This is a genomic window from Limnohabitans sp. (assembly GCF_023910625.1).
Taxonomy (GTDB): domain Bacteria; phylum Pseudomonadota; class Gammaproteobacteria; order Burkholderiales; family Burkholderiaceae_C; genus Limnohabitans_A.
In genome coordinates this window covers 1445653-1460896 of sequence record NZ_JAAVVW010000003.1, presented here as the reverse complement: position 1 = coordinate 1460896, position 15244 = coordinate 1445653, and the positions used below count along the sequence as shown (strand labels likewise).

Genomic DNA, 15244 nt, shown 5'->3' with positions numbered 1-15244 from the left:
AGGACTGATCATGTTGTTTGCAGTTCTATTCACCGATCGATCCGATCAGGGCGCTTTGCGTGCCACCCATTTGCAAGCCCACATTGATTGGGTAGCTGCACATCAGGCGCAGGTGCGCGTGGCCGGCAGTTTGCGCGAGCAGCTTGGGCAGGTGCCCAAAGGTGGCTTGTGGATCGTTGAGTCCGAGTCCAAAGAAAGCGTCCATCAATTGATGCAGACCGACCCTTTCTGGACTTGCGGGCTGCGCCAGAGCGTGGAAGTTTTGCATTGGAGCAAAGCGCTGGACCAGCAGGTGTTGGTCTGAGGTCTTGACAGTGGATGGACGATCGTGTGCGATAAACTCCAAGTCATGTTGAATTTTTTTGTAGTCATCCATCCCGTAGGCATCGCTGTCGCGCCATCTGCGCGCGGCCTGTCTTCGTGGACTTGTTTGCAAAAGCAGTTCAGCATGATTACCACCACAACCAACGCGGCCACCTGAGTTCGCGCGGGTGGCCTTCCTGGCTGCCCCCTGGTGGATTTCCAAACAAACCAGCCCCGGCAGCTGGCTTCTACTGTTTGGAGATTTGCATGTTTCAAAATTCTTGTCTTTCTGTATCGCCTCACGCTTCGGATGCATCGTGCCTTGGCGCTTTGCGTGTGGGCTTGATCGGCACTGGCGTGGTGGGCTCGGGCACTTGTCAGGTGCTCGCACGCAATGCCGAATTGATCGCCCAGCGTGCCGGGCGGTCCATCCGCCTGGTCATGGCCTCTGCGCGCAACTTGCACAAGGCCGCGCAGGTGGTCGGGCCAGATGTGGCCCTGGTGAGTGACCCCTGGGTTTTGGTGCGGCACCCGGACATCGATGTGGTGGTGGAGGTCATGGGCGGTGTGGGTCTGGCCAAAGACTTGGTGCTGGAAGCCATCGCCCAAGGCAAGCATGTGGTCACGGCCAACAAGGCCTTGCTGGCCGAGCATGGGGCCGAAATTTTTGCAGCCGCAGATGCCCGTGGCGTGGTGGTGGCCTATGAAGCTGCGGTGGCGGTGAGCATCCCCATCATCAAGGCTTTACGCGAGGGTTTGGCCGCCAACCGCATCCACGAGGTGGTGGGCATTGTGAACGGCACGAGCAATTTCATCCTGTCCAAAATGCAGGAAGAAGGCTTGACCTTTGAAGCGTCCTTGCGCCAAGCCACCGAACTGGGTTATGCCGAGGCCGATCCGTCTTTCGATGTCGAGGGCATTGATGCGGCCCACAAAACCGCCTTGCTGGCGGCCAATGCATTTGGGGCCGATGTGCCATTTGGCCAGGTGCACGCGCAGGGCATCACGGCTTTGGACCCTTGGGACATGGTGTGCTCCCAAGCGCTGGGTTACCGCATCAAATTGCTGGGCATTGCCCGGCAAGGGGTGGATACCATTGAGGTGCGGGTGCATCCGACCTTGGTGCCGCAGACGCATTGGCTGGCGCAGGTGCAAGGTTCAATGAACGGCATCTGGGTGAACACCGATGCGGCAGGACCGACCTTTCATTACGGTGCCGGTGCGGGTTCGCAGACCACGGCGTCTGCTGTGGTGGCCGATTTGATCGATGTGGCCCGTTGCGGTGCTGCGGGTGACGCCGGGAGGGCAGCGTTGCGGGTGCCGCACCGTTCGGTGCAAGCAGGTGCGGTTCGGCGCTGGCCCATTCAACCCATTGGCCAGGTAGCCTCCAGGCATTACCTGCGGTTTGAGTGGGTGGATGATCCGGCGCTTCAAGCTGAATGGCCCAGGTGGCTGCAGGCGCATGGCGTAGAGGTGCAACACCTGTTGCAAGTGCCACACACGGATCAACCCCAACGAAAGTCCTGGGTGGCATTGACGTCAAGTGTGCGGGGAGACGATTTGCCCCGCGCTTTGGCCTCGCTGTCACAGGGGACAGGCGGCCCCGCAGCCGCTGCAATGTATCGGGTGGAAGATTTGGCTTGAGCTGTTCTTGTGGGTGATGGATCGGCATGAGGCCCAATGAAAGGGCAGAACAAGGCCTTCATGCGCCAGTTAGAATCCTCCCCCGAAGCCCGCTGCCCCGGCGGGCTTCGTTTTGTGTATCACCGGGGCCATGTAGAGGACTACCATGTATAAAAACCTCGCTGCCACGTTCGTGGCCGCCTGCTTTTTCTTTCCCGCCGTTCAGGCGCAATCTCCCACCAAAATCACCGAGCCCATCAAGGCCGGTTTTGTCTATGTCTCGCCCATCACCGAGGCGGGCTGGACCAAGCAGCATGACGAGGGCCGCAAGGCCGTTGAGCGGGCTTTGGGCGACCAGGTCAAGACCACTTTTGTGGCCGATGTGGCGGAGGGCGCTGACGCCGAGCGCGTGATCCGCGATTTGGCCCAACAGGGCAACCAGATCATCTTCACCCCCAGCTTTGGTTACATGGAGCCCACGCTCAAGGTGGCCAAAGAGTTTCCGAATGTGAAATTCGAGTCGGTCACTGGCTTCAAAACGGCCCCCAATGTGGCCGCGTCCAACGCCCGTTATTACGAAGGCCGTTACTTGGCGGGCATCGCCGCCGGGCGCATGACGAAGTCCAACGTGGCGGGTTATGTGGCGGGTTTCCCGATTCCTGAGGTGCTGCAGGGCATCAATGCCTTCACCTTGGGCATGCGTTCGGTCAACCCTAAGGCGAGCGTGAAAGTGGTTTGGCTCAACGCCTGGTTTGACCCACCCAAAGAGCGGGAAGCGGCCATGGCGCTGTTCAACCAGGATGTGGATGTGATCGCGTTCCACACCGCCTCCACGGCCGTGATGGCGGCGGCGCAAGAGCGCGGCAAGATGGCCGTGGCTTACCACTCCGACATGCGCAAAGTGGGGCCGGATGCCCAGATCATTGCCGTGACTCACCAGTGGGGTGATTACTACACCGCACGCGTCAAGGCGGCCATGAATGGCAGCTGGACTTCAGGCAGCGTGTGGGGCGGTGTCAAGGAAGGCATGATCCGCGTGGGCGACTTTGGCTCCAAGGTGCCCAAGAAGGTTCAGGATGAAATTTCAGCCAAGCAAAAGGCTGTTGGCTCGGGCCAATTGCGGCCGTTCACAGGCCCGATCTCGGACAACGAAGGCAAACTGGTTTTGCCCGCAGGCCAAAGTCTGAGCGATGCCCAGATCCTGAACATGAACTACCTGGTGCAGGGCGTGTTGGGACGTGTCAGCCGCTGAGCCTGCCGCCCTGGCAAACGACGGGTGAGGCTGGCAGCCCTCAGTCCGGGCCTGGCGGAGACTTTAAAATGTACAGATTGACTTAAAGGCACACCATGAGCATCAAGAGCGACAAATGGATCCGCCGCATGGCGCAAGAGCACGGCATGATCGAGCCGTTTGAGCCCGGGCAGATCAGGCACAACGCGGATGGCCAAAAAATCGTCAGCTACGGCACCAGCAGTTATGGCTACGACATCCGCTGCGCCCCTGAGTTCAAGGTGTTTACCAACATCTACAGCACGGTGGTGGACCCTAAAAACTTCGATGAACGCAGCTTTGTGGACATCCACAGCGATGTCTGCATCATCCCGCCCAACAGCTTCGCGCTGGCCCGCACCATGGAGTATTTCCGCATACCGCGCAACGTGCTGACCATTTGCCTAGGCAAAAGCACCTTACGCCCGCTGCGGCATCATCGTCAACGTGACCCCGTTCGAGCCGGAGTGGGAGGGTTATGTGACCCTCGAATTCAGCAACACCACGCCGCTGCCCGCCAAAATTTATGCGGGTGAGGGTTGCGCTCAGGTCCTGTTTCTGGAGAGCGATGAAGTTTGCGAAACCAGCTACAAGGACCGCGGAGGCAAGTACCAGGGCCAGGTCGGCGTGACGCTGCCCAAAACCTGAGCTGCCCCTGTTCCAAGGGGCATCAGCTCAAAATGCGACAATAACGAGTTAATGACCGACTCTTTTTCCAATTTATCGCTTGCGCCTACGCTCGCACGCGCCGTAGCCGAAATGGGCTACGAATCCATGACCCCCATCCAGGCCCAGGCCATCCCCGTGGTTCTGACGGGGCAGGATGTCATGGGGGCAGCCCAAACGGGCACGGGCAAGACGGCTGCTTTTTCTTTGCCCTTGCTGCAGCGCTTGCTCAAGCACGAAAACCCCTCCACCTCACCCGCCCGCCACCCGGTCCGCGCCTTGGTGCTTTTGCCCACGCGCGAACTGGCCGACCAAGTGGCCCAGCAAATCAAGATGTACGCCAAGTACACCCAGTTGCGCAGCGCGGTGGTGTTTGGCGGCATGGACATGAAGCCCCAGACTCTGGAGCTCAAAAAAGGCGTGGAGGTTCTGGTGGCCACCCCGGGCCGTCTGCTGGACCACATCGAAGCCAAAACCGCCGTGCTCAATCAGGTCGAGTATGTGGTGCTGGATGAAGCCGACCGCATGCTGGACATCGGTTTTTTGCCCGACTTGCAGCGCATCCTGAGCTATTTGCCCAAACAGCGCACGACCTTGCTGTTTTCGGCCACCTTCTCGCCCGAAATCAAGCGTCTGGCGAGCAGTTACCTGCAAAACCCCATCACGATCGAAGTGGCCCGTCCCAACGAGACCGCATCGACGGTGGAGCAGCGCTTTTATGCCGCCCAAGATGACGACAAGCGCAGCGTGATCCGCAAAGTGCTGAACGAACGGGGCATCAAGCAGGCCTTTGTTTTTGTCAACAGCAAGCTCGGTTGTGGTCGTTTGGCTCGCTCCTTGGAGCGTGAGGGTCTGCGCACTGCCGCTTTGCACGGTGACAAGAGCCAGGACGAACGGCTGAAAGCGCTGGAGGCCTTCAAACAAGGCGAAGTCGATTTGCTGGTCTGCACCGACGTGGCGGCGCGTGGTCTGGACATCAAGGATGTCCCTGCGGTGTTCAACTTCGATGTGCCCTTCAATGCCGAAGACTATGTGCACCGCATTGGTCGCACGGGTCGTGCCGGGGCTTCGGGTTTGGCCGTCACCTTGGTCAGCCCGTCTGACACGCGGCTGGTCGCAGACATTGAAAAGCTCATCAAGAAAAAGATCGAGGTCGAAACCCCGCAGATGGACACTCGGCCATCGGGCCCTGCGCCAGAAAAATGGGGTGCGCGCGCCGAAGACCGCCCCCGCAGCCGACGCCGTGAAGACCAAGATCCTCGCGATGTCCTGGATACCCCCCACGAGCGCCGAGGTGGCTTTCGTCCGGCTCCGGTCAACCGTGATCCATTCTTTGAGAAGCCCTATGAAGCACAAGCCCAGGATGCTTCACCCACCTGGGAGCCTACCGCGCCTCGTGCAGCGAGGTCTTCCATCTCGGCCAACATCAAGCCCAAACGCAAGGTGGCGGCCTTGTTCAAGTCTGTGGACTGATCACTGACCGCCCTGGGTTTTACACGGGCGACACACAGAACTGGCCGGGCGCTGTCAAAATCGCACGATGCAAATCAAACCCTGCGATTGTGAGACCCCTCTTGGCCTGGGCCGTCCATGGGCGCTTTGCGGCCTTGTGTTTTTGCCTTTGAGTGTTTGGGCACAAAACACCAATAACCCCGTTGGACCCACCGGAACCACAGACCTGGGTCGGGTGGAAGTTCGCGGTATCCGCAGCAACGATACGGAAATGCGTCGAGACTCCTCGGCATCCAAGATCATCATTGGACGCGAAGAAATCCAAAAGCAAGGAGATGCCAATTTGGGCGAAGTGCTCAAGCGTTTGCCCGGTGTGACCGTCCAAGGCGTGCCGGGTCGAGGTGGCGCCATCCGCATGCGGGGTTTGGGTGGGGGATATACCCAAATTTTGCTGGATGGCGAGCGATTGCCCCCCGGTTTTTCGATCGATACCCTGACGCCCGAACAGGTCGAGCGCATCGAAATCCTGCGTGCACCCACCGCCGAAACCGGAGCGCGTGCCATTGCGGGCACCATCAACATTGTGTTGCGCGAAGGCCAAAGAGCCACCCCTGACGATTTGAAAATCACGCATTCTCAAGAGAACGGGCACCCGTCAACCCTGCTCAACTGGGTCCACAACCTCCAGTTAAAGCCCATGACAGGCACACTGACCTTGTCTGTGACCGACCAATACAGGCCCGATGAAAGCAGCACGGTGGTCTCGTCTAGCCAGATGGGCGACAGCACCCGTCGCAACGAGTCGCTCGGACGACGGCAAGCCATGCATGCCAATGCCCGCCTGCAATGGCGGGGTGAACAAGGCAAGACCCTCACGCTGACTCCCTTTGTGGTTTATTCGGATTCCGCAGGTACTGGCCTGATTCAAGCCAATCGACTCATGGGCATCGCCCCCCCGTCCGACAGCGCGCAAACCCGCAATCAAAGTCGATTTGCCATGGCCCGTCTCAACGGGCAGTGGACACAACGCTTGTCGGCGGATGATCGCCTGGAGCTGCGTTTTGGTCTGGGCCAGTCAGAGTTCGATGACAGGCTGGACCAGACTGTGACCATGTCGAGCGGGTCCAGCCCTTTGTTGACCAACAACACCCAGTTTCAAAATTTTGTGGATCGGTCTGGCAGCCTCAATGGCAAATGGACACGCGCCATGGCCAACGGCCACCAAGTGGTGAGCGGCTTGGAGTTGGAGAGCGTGCGTCGACTGGAAGAGGCCCGGGGGGTGCTGAACGACAGCGCTGGGGACTTGAGTGCACGCACCCTCAGATGGGCCGCATACGCCCAAGACGAGTTCAAGATCAATCGCCATTGGTCAGCCTATGCCGGTTTGCGCCATGAGGCCATTTCCACCGAGGCCACCGATCTGACAGGCCTCAAAACCAACAACAGTTCGGTCTGGACGCCTTTGTTGCACGCTTTGTGGAAGCCTGACCCCGCCAAGCGCGATCAGGTGCGCATGAGCTTGACGCGCAGCTACAAAACCCCGACGCTGCACAACCTGATGGCACGCCCGATCAGTTCAGGTGAGGTCAACAGTCGACCCACACGGCCTGATCGCATTGGCAACCCCAACCTCAGGCCCGAGTTGGCCACCGGCATCGATGTCGCTTTTGAGCGCTATCTGACGGGTGGCGGTTTGCTCAGTGCAAATATTTTCCGCAGGGAAATCACCGACCTGATTCGCTACACCGTGAGCGAGCAAATCGGTCCTGTCTGGGCACCGAAACAAACCCGTTGGGTGTCTTCGCCCATCAACCTTGGCGATGCCTCTACCCAGGGTTTGGAGTTGGAAGCAAAGTTCCGGCTCGACCAGGCCTTGACCGACGCCTTGCCCATCGACATCCGCAGCAACGTCAGTTTCTTCAGCTCGCGAGTCAAGCAAGTGCCAGGCCCCAACAACCGCCTAGACCAACAGCCTGACATGACCGCCAACCTGGGCGCTGATTACCGAATTCGGCAGATCCCCTTGACCTTGGGAGGCAACCTCAACTGGAACCCCGATTACGACACCCGCCGCACCGAACAGCAAATGTTTTACCAAGGCATCAAACGGGTCGCTGACATCTATGGACTTTGGCGCATCTCGCCTGCCAGTGCCGTGCGGCTGACCGTGAGCAATTTGCAGCCGCGCGACTACATCACCGCCAGCACCTTTGACAATGGCACGTTCAGGGAGGCATCGCGCAACACCGACCGCAATTGGCGCAATGTTCAGTTGCGCCTGGAGCTCAAAATCTGAAAGCCACCAACCATATGCCTATCCAAGACGCTGCATGGCATGACCGGATGTACAACAACCGGGCGCTGGTCCCCGACTTTGCCGAGCATTTTGCGCATTGGCAAAACGCCTCTGAGCAAGCTCGCCAAAGCCTCAAGGCGCTGCTCAATGTTCGGTATGGCCATGGCCCGAACGAAACCCTGGACATCTTTCCGGCTGCGCGTGCCGATGCGCCAGTGGTGATCTTCATCCACGGCGGTTATTGGCGCAGCCTGGACAAGTCAGACCACTCTTTTGTGGCCCCGGCTTTGCGCGCCATGGGGGCTTGCGTGGTCGTCGTCAATTACGCCTTGTGCCCCGGCACACCCGAGCAACCCGTCACCATCCCCGACATCGCCTTGCAGATGACCAAAGCCACCGCCTGGGTCTGGCGGCACATTGCCGAGCATGGCGGGGACCGCAGTCGCATCACCGTGATGGGCCACTCGGCAGGCGGGCACTTGGCAGCCATGATGCTGGGCTGCGATTGGAAAAAAGCAGGCCGTGACTTGCCAGCAGGGCTGGTGCGCAAAGCGCTGTCCATTTCGGGGCTGTTTGATTTGGCCCCGCTGCGCAAGACACCTTTTTTACAGGCTGATCTGCGCATCACCCCGGCCCACGTGCGCATGGCCAGCCCCGCCCAATGGCAGCGCCCAAGGCAGGGCATTTTGTACACCGTTGCCGGGTGTGACGAGAGCCCCGAATTTTTGCGCCACAACCGCTTGATTCACCAAGCTTGGGGCCCCAAAACCGTGCCCGTGTGCGAAGACTTGGCGGGCCTCAACCATTTCAGCATCGTCACCGATCTGACGCGGCCAGGCACTCGCCTGAATGCATTGGCCCAGCAGTTGATCTCTGCTTAAAAAAAGCCCTGCACTTTCGGGGCTTTTTTCGATCCAGCTTGATGTTCGCGACCTTGATTTGCGCGATGTCGATCAGGCTCAGCTCGGTGGGCGACAACCATCACTGCCCTAACTCGGGCATTCCAGACGTGTTGCCCAATTTGGTCGCGCAGGGTTTGCAGCACAAAGCGGGTTTCGCCCTTGTCCAGTGGGGTGCGATGCACCAACCAGCCGGCGGGCTTGTTGACGATGGCGAGATAATCGTCCAAGTAAAGGATGTCGAGCATGTTGTTCTTATTGTCACCCGCCAAATCTCTGGACTACGAAACCCCCGCAGCAGGCGTGCCGCACACGCTGCCCCAGTTCGTGCCGCAATCGCAGGCCCTGATTGAGGTGCTGCGTCAAAAGTCGCCCCAGCAAATCGCCGAGCTGATGGACCTGTCGGACGCGCTGTCGGCCCTGAACGTGGCCCGCTACGAAGCCTGGACGCCCAAGTTCACCGCCCAAAACGCCAAGCAAGCCGTGCTGGCCTTCAATGGCGATGTGTACGAAGGGCTGGACGCCAAGACCTTGTCGGCGCAAGACCTGGACTGGGCGCAAACCCATGTGGGCATTTTGAGTGGCTTGTATGGCGTGTTGCGCCCGCTGGACTGGATGCAACCCTACCGCCTGGAAATGGGCACCACGCTGCAAACCGACAAGGGCAGCAACCTGTACAAGTTTTGGGGGCCGCAAATTGCCGAGTACCTGAACGTCCAGCTGGCCAAAGACAAAACCCCGGTCATCGTCAACCTGGCCTCGCAGGAGTACTTCAAATCGGTGGACCGCAAAACCCTCAAGGCGCGGGTCATCGAATGCGTGTTTGAAGACTTCAAAGGCGGCCAATACAAAATCATCAGCTTCAACGCCAAGCGGGCGCGGGGCCTGATGGCGCGGTTCGCCATCCAAAACAAGATCACCCATCCCGAAGGCTTGCTGGGCTTTGACCTGGAAGGCTACGCGCATGACGCGGCTGTGTCCGAGCCGGACCGTTTGGTATTTCGCAGAAAAGTACAAGCATGAACTCTCCAGAGCAATCGCAACTGGGCAAGTCCAGCGCCTATGTAGACCAGTACGATGCGGGTTTGCTGTTCCCCATTCCCCGCGCCACCAAACGCGCCGAGATCGGCGTCACCGGCCAGCCCGTGTTTTTTGGGGCCGACTTGTGGACCGCGTTTGAGCTGTCCTGGCTCAACACCAAAGGCAAGCCGCAGGTGGCGCTGGCGCACATCACCGTGCCTGCCGAGAGCACGCACATCGTGGAGAGCAAGTCCTTCAAGCTGTATCTGAACAGCTTCAACAACACCCGCTTGGACAGTGCCGACGTGGTGCGCGACATGATCCGCCGCGACATCAGCGCCGCCATCTGGCACGGCGGCGCGGTGCAAGCCAGCGTGGGGGTGAAGCTGCTGTTGCAAGAGCAATTTGACGCCGAACCTGTGCACGAGCTCGACGGCCTGAACCTGGACCGCATGGACATCGAGTGCACCCGTTACGAGCCTGCGCCGGACCTTTTGAGCGCCAAGACCGACGAACTGCCCGTGAGCGAAACCCTGGTCAGCCACTTGCTCAAAAGCAATTGCCTGGTCACCGGCCAGCCTGACTGGGGCAGCGTGCAAATCACCTACAGCGGCCCGCAGATCGAGCAAGCGGGCTTGCTGCAATACATCGTGAGTTTCCGCAACCACAACGAGTTTCATGAGCAATGCGTCGAGCGCATCTTCATGGACATCTGGACGCGCTGCAAACCCACCCAGCTCACGGTGTATGCCCGCTACACCCGGCGCGGCGGGCTGGACATCAACCCCTGGCGTACCAGCGCCCCGGGCAAGTTGCCACCCAATGTGCGCACGGCGCGGCAGTGAACTCGGGATTCATGGACACGGGCCAGCATTTGACCAAGTTCGGAATCGGTGTCATGACACCACGGCAATTTTTTCAAGGAGCCTGATATGGGAACTCAAAGCAATTACGCCCTGCGTTTGCCGCTGTCGTTAAAGGCAGGGGCAGAGCAACTAGCCCGTGAAGACGGCACAACCTTGAACCAATTCATTGTCAGTGCCGTGGCAGAAAAACTCTCGGCCATGAAAACAGCCGACTACTTTGCCCAACGTGCCCAACGTGGCGATGTGAATGCCGCATTGGCATTCTTAAGCCGTCAAGGCGGGCAAGCGCCTGAAGAGCAGGACGTGTTGCCTTCTTGAGGCCTGCACGCCTTGCCGCCCACCTCACCGCACTCTCCACCGCGTTCCCCATGATGACCCCCACCACCCGCCGTGTTCTTCAGGCCCTTTTGTAAGAGGCCATCGCCATCGCCGTGGTCGGACCCGTGTTGAGCCTGGCCTTTGACAAGTCGCCCGCTTCCACATTGGGCCTGGCGGTTGTTTTGTCGAGCATTGCGCTGACGTGGAATTACGCATTCAACTGGCTCTTTGAGCGCTGGGAGTCGCGCCAATCGGTGCGCGGCCGTTCCTTTGTCCGGCGGCTGGCCCACGGGGCCGGTTTTGAAGGCGGTTTGGTCATCATTCTGTTGCCCTCTTACTCCGCAAACACTTCTTGCAGCGTGGTCAATGCGGCAGTCAACGTCTTGGCTGACACAGCGCCCAGCCGCTTGACCAAGCGCAGCTTGTCAACCGTCCGAAGCTGATCCAACACGATCAAACCCTTGGTTCCAGCGTGGGTGACAGGCACCCGGAACGGCGCGGCAAAACCCTTGGAGGTCATGGGTGCCACCATCACGGTTCGCAGGTTGTCATTCAACTCCGCCGGTGACATCACAACGCAGGGCCGCGACTTCTTGATTTCGCTGCCCACGGTCGGGTCCAGGTTCACCAGCCAAATGTCGCCGCGCTTCACCAGCCCAACTCCTCATCGTCCAAGTTGCCGAACTCACCCATCAAAAGCGCATCACCACCTTTGGCGGAAACGGCTGCGGCAGCCGCTGCCCAGCCAGCACGCACGGACTTGGCCGGCTTTCGCAACACGATGGAGCCGTTTTCCACTTCGATGGTGGCTGTGGCCTGTCCGTCCAGCCCGACCTGGGCTAGAAACGGCTTAGGCAACACCACGCCTTTGCTGTTTCCGATGTTCCGAATTGCAATTTCCATGATAATCCTCCAGTTGCAACAATGTTAATCCATGCGAAGTGGATGGGCAAGACCTAGCGTTGTAACAATGTGACCACATCATTGTGACGAAAAAGTCCCTGCACTTGTTTCAGGTGGGCAAAAACGCTTGCGTGTTCAGCAATGCGCCCGGCTATTCGGGCACACATTCGGCATCAGACATCCGCCGCATGAACGTGGGCATGACCCGCGCACGGCGCAAGCTGCTGCAGGTGGGCGACTCGTCCACGCTTTGCAGGCATCCGTTTTTTGTGGAGATGCTGACGTATGTGAAGGGGGTGGGGGGCTACCGTACGGCGCATGAGATGGCCTAAAGGTGCCCGCTTTCGAGCTGTTTGCCGTCAGAGGCTTGCAGCGCAAGGGGGGTACAAGTTGTACCCCAGTTGGCAACTAGGCCGCTGCCCGTGATCGGCGAGCAGCACCTGCGCGCTTGTTGAGGGTGACTTCACCTCCCAAGTGGTCGATCACCACGGACGGGCGATCAGGAAACTTGGCCACCAGTTCCAGCTTACCGCCCATGCTCTCCACATAGTGGCGCATCGTTGAAAGCAGCATGTCGCTGCGCTTTTCCAAACGAGAAATGGTGTCCTGACGCACCCCCAAGGCGGCAGCCATTTGCTCTTGTGTTTGCTGAGCTGCATGGCGAAGGTCTTTGAGTGTCGCCAACTCCATGGCCCGATCCTCTACCCGTTTTTTGCGATCTTTGGGCAGCGCAGCCATCACGTCATCGAGTTTTCTTGCCATTTTTGGACTCCTTGGTTGATTGACTCAAAGTGCCCAGATGATCGTCGTAACGCGCATCGGCCACCATGAGTAAGCGCTTGTAAAACCTGCGCTGATCTGCCCCACCTTTATCTCCACCCACAAGCAAGATGGCTTGTCGGCGGGGATCGAAGGCAAAGGCCACTCGCCAAACCTGACCATTCCAGGAAAACCGAAGTTCCTTCATGTTGCTGTGTCGTGAACCCTTCAGGGTATCGACAGTAGGCCTCCCCAAATCAGGACCAAACGCAGCCAGCAACTTGGCATGTGCCAAAAGTTCGTCTTGAAGCTCCTCGACCAAAGCTTCGAACTCAGCGTCGAAGGCGTCGTGAAACAGAACAGTCCAAGTCATTGCAAAATTATGGACTTAAAGACATATGGTGTCAAATCCATCTTGAGCGGCAAACAGAACTTTCCGCTGGGTCAATACATTTGACGGCTGTGTGCTGACCCGCTGCTGCAACGCAGGCTCAGCGTGGGCACCGTCGATTCGTTTCAGGGCCAAGAGCGCGGCATCTCTGCCATCACCTTGACGCGCAGCAACCCCCAAGGCGAAATCGGCCGAGATTGGCTTCCTGTCTGACATCCGCCGCATGAACGTGGGCATGACCCGCGCACGGCGCAAGCTGCTGCAGGTGGGCGACTCGTCCACGCTTTGCAGGCATCCGTTTTTTGTGGAGATGCTGACGTATGTGAAGGGGGTGGGGGCTACCGTACGGCGCGTGAGATGGCCAAAATAAGCCCGCTGTGATACATTGAATACATGTATTCAGTGAAGGATTTGATATGGCAACTTCAATTCGTCTTGCCCCAGAGACCGAGCAAAGGCTTGACTACCTCGCATCCCAAACTGGTCGCACCAAGGCCTTTTACCTGCGCGAAATCATCGAGCAGGGCATCCAAGAAATGGAAGACTACTACCTCGCTGCCGATGTGCTTGCTCGTGTCCGTCAAGGGAAAGAACCGGTCCATTCCGCTCCCGATGTGAGACGAGACCTTGGCCTGGACAATTGAATACGCCGATACGGCCAAAGGTCAGCTGCGCAAGCTCGACAAACAGACGGCGCGGCGCATCGTTGACTTCATGGACGAGCGCATCGCCTGACTCACCCGAAGGCGCACGCCTAGATGTGCTCTCGACCTTGATTGAGGCCTATGAGCAAAAGCACCATGCGATTGATTCGTCAGACAAAGGAGGAGTCGACGTGAAAAGCCTGAAAGACCTGAAAGCCGAACGGCTGGCCAACCCCGCCGTTCGCCAAGCCTATGACGCACAAGCGTCCGAGTTTGAGCTGGCCCGTGAACTGATTGCAGCACGCACGCAAGGAGACCTGATGCAAGGCGATACCGATGTTGCCTCGATTCAAAAAGCGAGCAAAACGCTGGATCGTCTGCTTGCGGTTAAGGGTGTTGATGTGGACGCCGTCGTTGCTGATTTCAATGCGGCACGACAACGTGCCCAAACCCCCAAGAATCCCAAATCCAAAGCAACATGAGTTTTGAGCGATCGTTCAGGATCGACAACATCTTGATCCGTGCGGTGCTGCGCCAATCCACCAGTGCGCAAATCCTCTGCCAGATCAATGAAGGGCGTTACGCCGCTCTGACTTCGTTTAGCAAATCGGGGTGGCGATCCAGTACCTTGAGCAACTTAACCAAGGCCAGCGGTGGTTTGGTCTTGCCGTTCTCGTAGCGAGAAAACGCATTCACGCCACCGCCAAAAATATCGGCCGCTTCACGTTGGTCCAAGTCGAGCTTCTTGCGCACTTTGGCAATGTAGCTGGGGTCAACATAAGCAGCGTTCACTTGCCTTTGATGCACCGCAAGCAACTCGCTGTATCGGTCACCGTGTTCGCGGTTCAAGACGACTTCGCCGCAGGCAGGACAAAAATCACCCGTCACGTCGGGAATGGCGGTGCTTTCGCCCTTGTAGACATAGGGTATGTCGCGGGTATCGTGGATCAGTTCAGCCGCTCCACAGCATGGGCATTTCATGGTCACAGCTCCTTGAATGAAACAATTAAAACGTCGTCGATAACAGTCAGCTTGAGATACACCTCAGCGCCGTTGGGGGTCTTGGCGTGGTACACGTCCTGCCAAATCCGGTGATCCGCATGTGTCGTCATGCTCTTGTAGAAGTTGGCAGAGGTCAGAGACATGACGACTGCACACATTCCGGCCAAGTCGCTGATGCCAAGCTCAAGAGCACCACCGAACGCGCTTGTTGTCGCCCTGACATGACCACCCTCGACCAACGCATGGACAACGGCCAGCTTGCAGTGAGGGGTACTTTTCTCTATGGCAAATTATAACCAAGTAGGTTTATTTGGCAAATAGGTTAAAGATCAAGCCATCCAGTCTTCCAGCTTCAAACCCGCCACCCGCTTGAAGTGCCGTGTGTTGTGGGTCACCAAGGGCAGGCCCAGCGCCAATGCATGCGCGGCGATTTGGGTGTCCATTTCGCAAATGGGCTGCCCGGTTTGCTGCAGGTGGGCGGCAATGTCTCCATAGCGGTCTGCGGCCTCCAGTGTCCATGGCAACACGGGAATCTCATTGAGCAGCAAATCGATGGTTCGGCGTCGTTTGTCATCGACTTGCAGCAGTGCCAGCCCAAACCGTGTTTCGGCGCGGGTGATGGCGGAGATAGCCACTTCTTGCTTTTTGAGCGCCGTCAACATGCGCTTTTGCAGCGCGGCAGAGCTGTTGCGCGCAAAGTAGCCCAAGATGTTGGTGTCGACCAAAAACTTGATCACCCAGCAATTGATTCAGTCCAAGACAAAAACCCACAGCTGAATTGATCTTGACACCGTGCACGATACGATTTTTATTCCATTCAAATCATATATTG

21 protein-coding genes and 2 pseudogenes are annotated in these 15244 nt (G+C 58.4%); 15 read left to right on the top strand and 8 right to left on the bottom strand.

Annotated features, from left to right (window positions below; translation table 11 throughout):
* Nucleotides 1-10 precede the first annotated feature (10 nt).
* The 7 genes and pseudogenes from HEQ17_RS10250 to HEQ17_RS10220 all read left to right on the top strand — a co-directional run bounded on the left by HEQ17_RS10250 (nucleotide 11) and on the right by HEQ17_RS10220 (nucleotide 8491).
* Nucleotides 11-304 (top strand): YciI family protein, encoded by a 294-nt coding sequence (locus tag HEQ17_RS10250; RefSeq protein ID WP_296292649.1) that lies wholly within the window; start codon nucleotides 11-13, stop codon nucleotides 302-304.
* Between the two features lie 266 nt (nucleotides 305-570).
* On the top strand, nucleotides 571-1947 hold the full coding sequence (locus HEQ17_RS10245) for a homoserine dehydrogenase (protein ID WP_296292647.1): 1377 nt from the start codon (nucleotides 571-573) through the stop codon (nucleotides 1945-1947).
* A gap of 145 nt (nucleotides 1948-2092) precedes the next feature.
* Entirely contained in the window at nucleotides 2093-3178 is a 1086-nt protein-coding gene (locus tag HEQ17_RS10240) for a BMP family ABC transporter substrate-binding protein (RefSeq protein ID WP_296292646.1), read from the top strand.
* Between the two features lie 95 nt (nucleotides 3179-3273).
* Nucleotides 3274-3844, top strand: a pseudogene (gene dcd / locus HEQ17_RS10235) (dCTP deaminase).
* A 51-nt stretch (nucleotides 3845-3895) separates the two neighbouring features.
* Nucleotides 3896-5335: a DEAD/DEAH box helicase gene (locus tag HEQ17_RS10230; protein ID WP_296292645.1), complete on the top strand. Its 1440-nt coding sequence runs from the start codon at nucleotides 3896-3898 to the stop codon at nucleotides 5333-5335.
* 136 nt (nucleotides 5336-5471) lie between these two features.
* Entirely contained in the window at nucleotides 5472-7610 is a 2139-nt protein-coding gene (locus tag HEQ17_RS10225; protein ID WP_296293726.1) for a TonB-dependent receptor, read from the top strand.
* 14 nt (nucleotides 7611-7624) lie between these two features.
* Nucleotides 7625-8491: an alpha/beta hydrolase gene (locus tag HEQ17_RS10220; RefSeq protein ID WP_296292644.1), complete on the top strand. Its 867-nt coding sequence runs from the start codon at nucleotides 7625-7627 to the stop codon at nucleotides 8489-8491.
* 122 nt (nucleotides 8492-8613) lie between these two features.
* Here HEQ17_RS10220 and HEQ17_RS10215 read toward each other — a convergent pair.
* Nucleotides 8614-8757 (bottom strand): annotated as a pseudogene (locus tag HEQ17_RS10215) (pseudouridine synthase); the annotation flags it as partial.
* Here HEQ17_RS10215 and yaaA point away from each other — a divergent pair.
* The 4 genes from yaaA to HEQ17_RS16050 all read left to right on the top strand — a co-directional run bounded on the left by yaaA (nucleotide 8756) and on the right by HEQ17_RS16050 (nucleotide 11156).
* The gene (gene yaaA / locus HEQ17_RS10210; RefSeq protein ID WP_296292643.1) at nucleotides 8756-9532 is read left to right on the top strand and encodes a peroxide stress protein YaaA; all 777 of its coding nucleotides are present in this window, start codon (nucleotides 8756-8758) and stop codon (nucleotides 9530-9532) included. The pseudogene HEQ17_RS10215 and the gene yaaA sit on opposite strands and share 2 nt — an antisense overlap.
* Nucleotides 9529-10374 (top strand): NADPH-dependent 7-cyano-7-deazaguanine reductase QueF, encoded by an 846-nt coding sequence (gene queF / locus HEQ17_RS10205; protein ID WP_296292642.1) that lies wholly within the window; start codon nucleotides 9529-9531, stop codon nucleotides 10372-10374. The genes yaaA and queF overlap by 4 nt, the downstream gene beginning before the upstream one ends.
* Before the next feature lie 87 nt (nucleotides 10375-10461).
* Entirely contained in the window at nucleotides 10462-10713 is a 252-nt protein-coding gene (locus tag HEQ17_RS10200) for a YlcI/YnfO family protein (protein WP_296292641.1), read from the top strand.
* Nucleotides 10714-10814: 101 nt separating this feature from the next.
* Complete coding sequence (locus tag HEQ17_RS16050) at nucleotides 10815-11156, top strand: chlorhexidine efflux transporter (RefSeq protein WP_366938063.1); 342 nt, start codon at nucleotides 10815-10817, stop codon at nucleotides 11154-11156.
* Here the strand turns inward: HEQ17_RS16050 and HEQ17_RS10195 are convergent.
* Nucleotides 11048-11368, bottom strand: coding sequence for a type II toxin-antitoxin system PemK/MazF family toxin (locus HEQ17_RS10195; RefSeq protein WP_296293725.1), 321 nt, complete (start codon nucleotides 11366-11368; stop codon nucleotides 11048-11050). The genes HEQ17_RS16050 and HEQ17_RS10195 overlap by 109 nt on opposite strands.
* Complete coding sequence (locus tag HEQ17_RS10190; protein ID WP_053173840.1) at nucleotides 11362-11616, bottom strand: antitoxin; 255 nt, start codon at nucleotides 11614-11616, stop codon at nucleotides 11362-11364. Before HEQ17_RS10190 ends, HEQ17_RS10195 begins: the two co-directional genes overlap by 7 nt.
* 83 nt (nucleotides 11617-11699) lie before the next feature.
* Between HEQ17_RS10190 and HEQ17_RS10185 the strand changes: the two genes are divergently transcribed.
* Nucleotides 11700-11948 (top strand): hypothetical protein, encoded by a 249-nt coding sequence (locus HEQ17_RS10185; protein WP_296292640.1) that lies wholly within the window; start codon nucleotides 11700-11702, stop codon nucleotides 11946-11948.
* 76 nt (nucleotides 11949-12024) lie between these two features.
* Here HEQ17_RS10185 and HEQ17_RS10180 read toward each other — a convergent pair whose 3' ends face one another.
* Both HEQ17_RS10180 and HEQ17_RS10175 read right to left on the bottom strand, forming a co-directional pair.
* Nucleotides 12025-12378 (bottom strand): helix-turn-helix domain-containing protein, encoded by a 354-nt coding sequence (locus HEQ17_RS10180; RefSeq protein WP_090142112.1) that lies wholly within the window; start codon nucleotides 12376-12378, stop codon nucleotides 12025-12027.
* Entirely contained in the window at nucleotides 12359-12748 is a 390-nt protein-coding gene (locus HEQ17_RS10175; protein WP_296292638.1) for a type II toxin-antitoxin system RelE/ParE family toxin, read from the bottom strand. The genes HEQ17_RS10180 and HEQ17_RS10175 overlap by 20 nt, the downstream gene beginning before the upstream one ends.
* 241 nt (nucleotides 12749-12989) lie before the next feature.
* Here HEQ17_RS10175 and HEQ17_RS16045 point away from each other — a divergent pair, with 241 nt between their 5' ends.
* The 3 genes from HEQ17_RS16045 to HEQ17_RS10165 all read left to right on the top strand — a co-directional run bounded on the left by HEQ17_RS16045 (nucleotide 12990) and on the right by HEQ17_RS10165 (nucleotide 13892).
* Nucleotides 12990-13136, top strand: coding sequence for a hypothetical protein (locus tag HEQ17_RS16045; protein ID WP_366938039.1), 147 nt, complete (start codon nucleotides 12990-12992; stop codon nucleotides 13134-13136).
* 46 nt (nucleotides 13137-13182) lie between these two features.
* Nucleotides 13183-13410 carry a CopG family transcriptional regulator gene (locus HEQ17_RS10170; protein WP_296292637.1) on the top strand — a complete coding sequence of 76 codons (228 nt, stop codon included), beginning with the start codon at nucleotides 13183-13185 and terminating at the stop codon, nucleotides 13408-13410.
* A gap of 191 nt (nucleotides 13411-13601) precedes the next feature.
* Complete coding sequence (locus HEQ17_RS10165; protein WP_296292636.1) at nucleotides 13602-13892, top strand: hypothetical protein; 291 nt, start codon at nucleotides 13602-13604, stop codon at nucleotides 13890-13892.
* 97 nt (nucleotides 13893-13989) lie between these two features.
* Here HEQ17_RS10165 and HEQ17_RS10160 read toward each other — a convergent pair whose 3' ends face one another.
* The 3 genes from HEQ17_RS10160 to HEQ17_RS10150 are packed head-to-tail and all read right to left on the bottom strand — an operon-like array spanning nucleotide 13990 to nucleotide 15149.
* Nucleotides 13990-14391: a type II toxin-antitoxin system MqsA family antitoxin gene (locus HEQ17_RS10160; protein ID WP_296292635.1), complete on the bottom strand. Its 402-nt coding sequence runs from the start codon at nucleotides 14389-14391 to the stop codon at nucleotides 13990-13992.
* Nucleotides 14392-14393: 2 nt separating this feature from the next.
* Nucleotides 14394-14696, bottom strand: a complete 303-nt coding sequence (locus HEQ17_RS10155; protein ID WP_296293724.1) for a type II toxin-antitoxin system MqsR family toxin — start codon at nucleotides 14694-14696, stop codon at nucleotides 14394-14396.
* A gap of 45 nt (nucleotides 14697-14741) precedes the next feature.
* A complete protein-coding gene (locus HEQ17_RS10150; RefSeq protein WP_296292634.1) occupies nucleotides 14742-15149 on the bottom strand; it encodes a type II toxin-antitoxin system VapC family toxin in 408 nt (135 codons plus the stop codon).
* Nucleotides 15150-15244 lie beyond the last annotated feature (95 nt).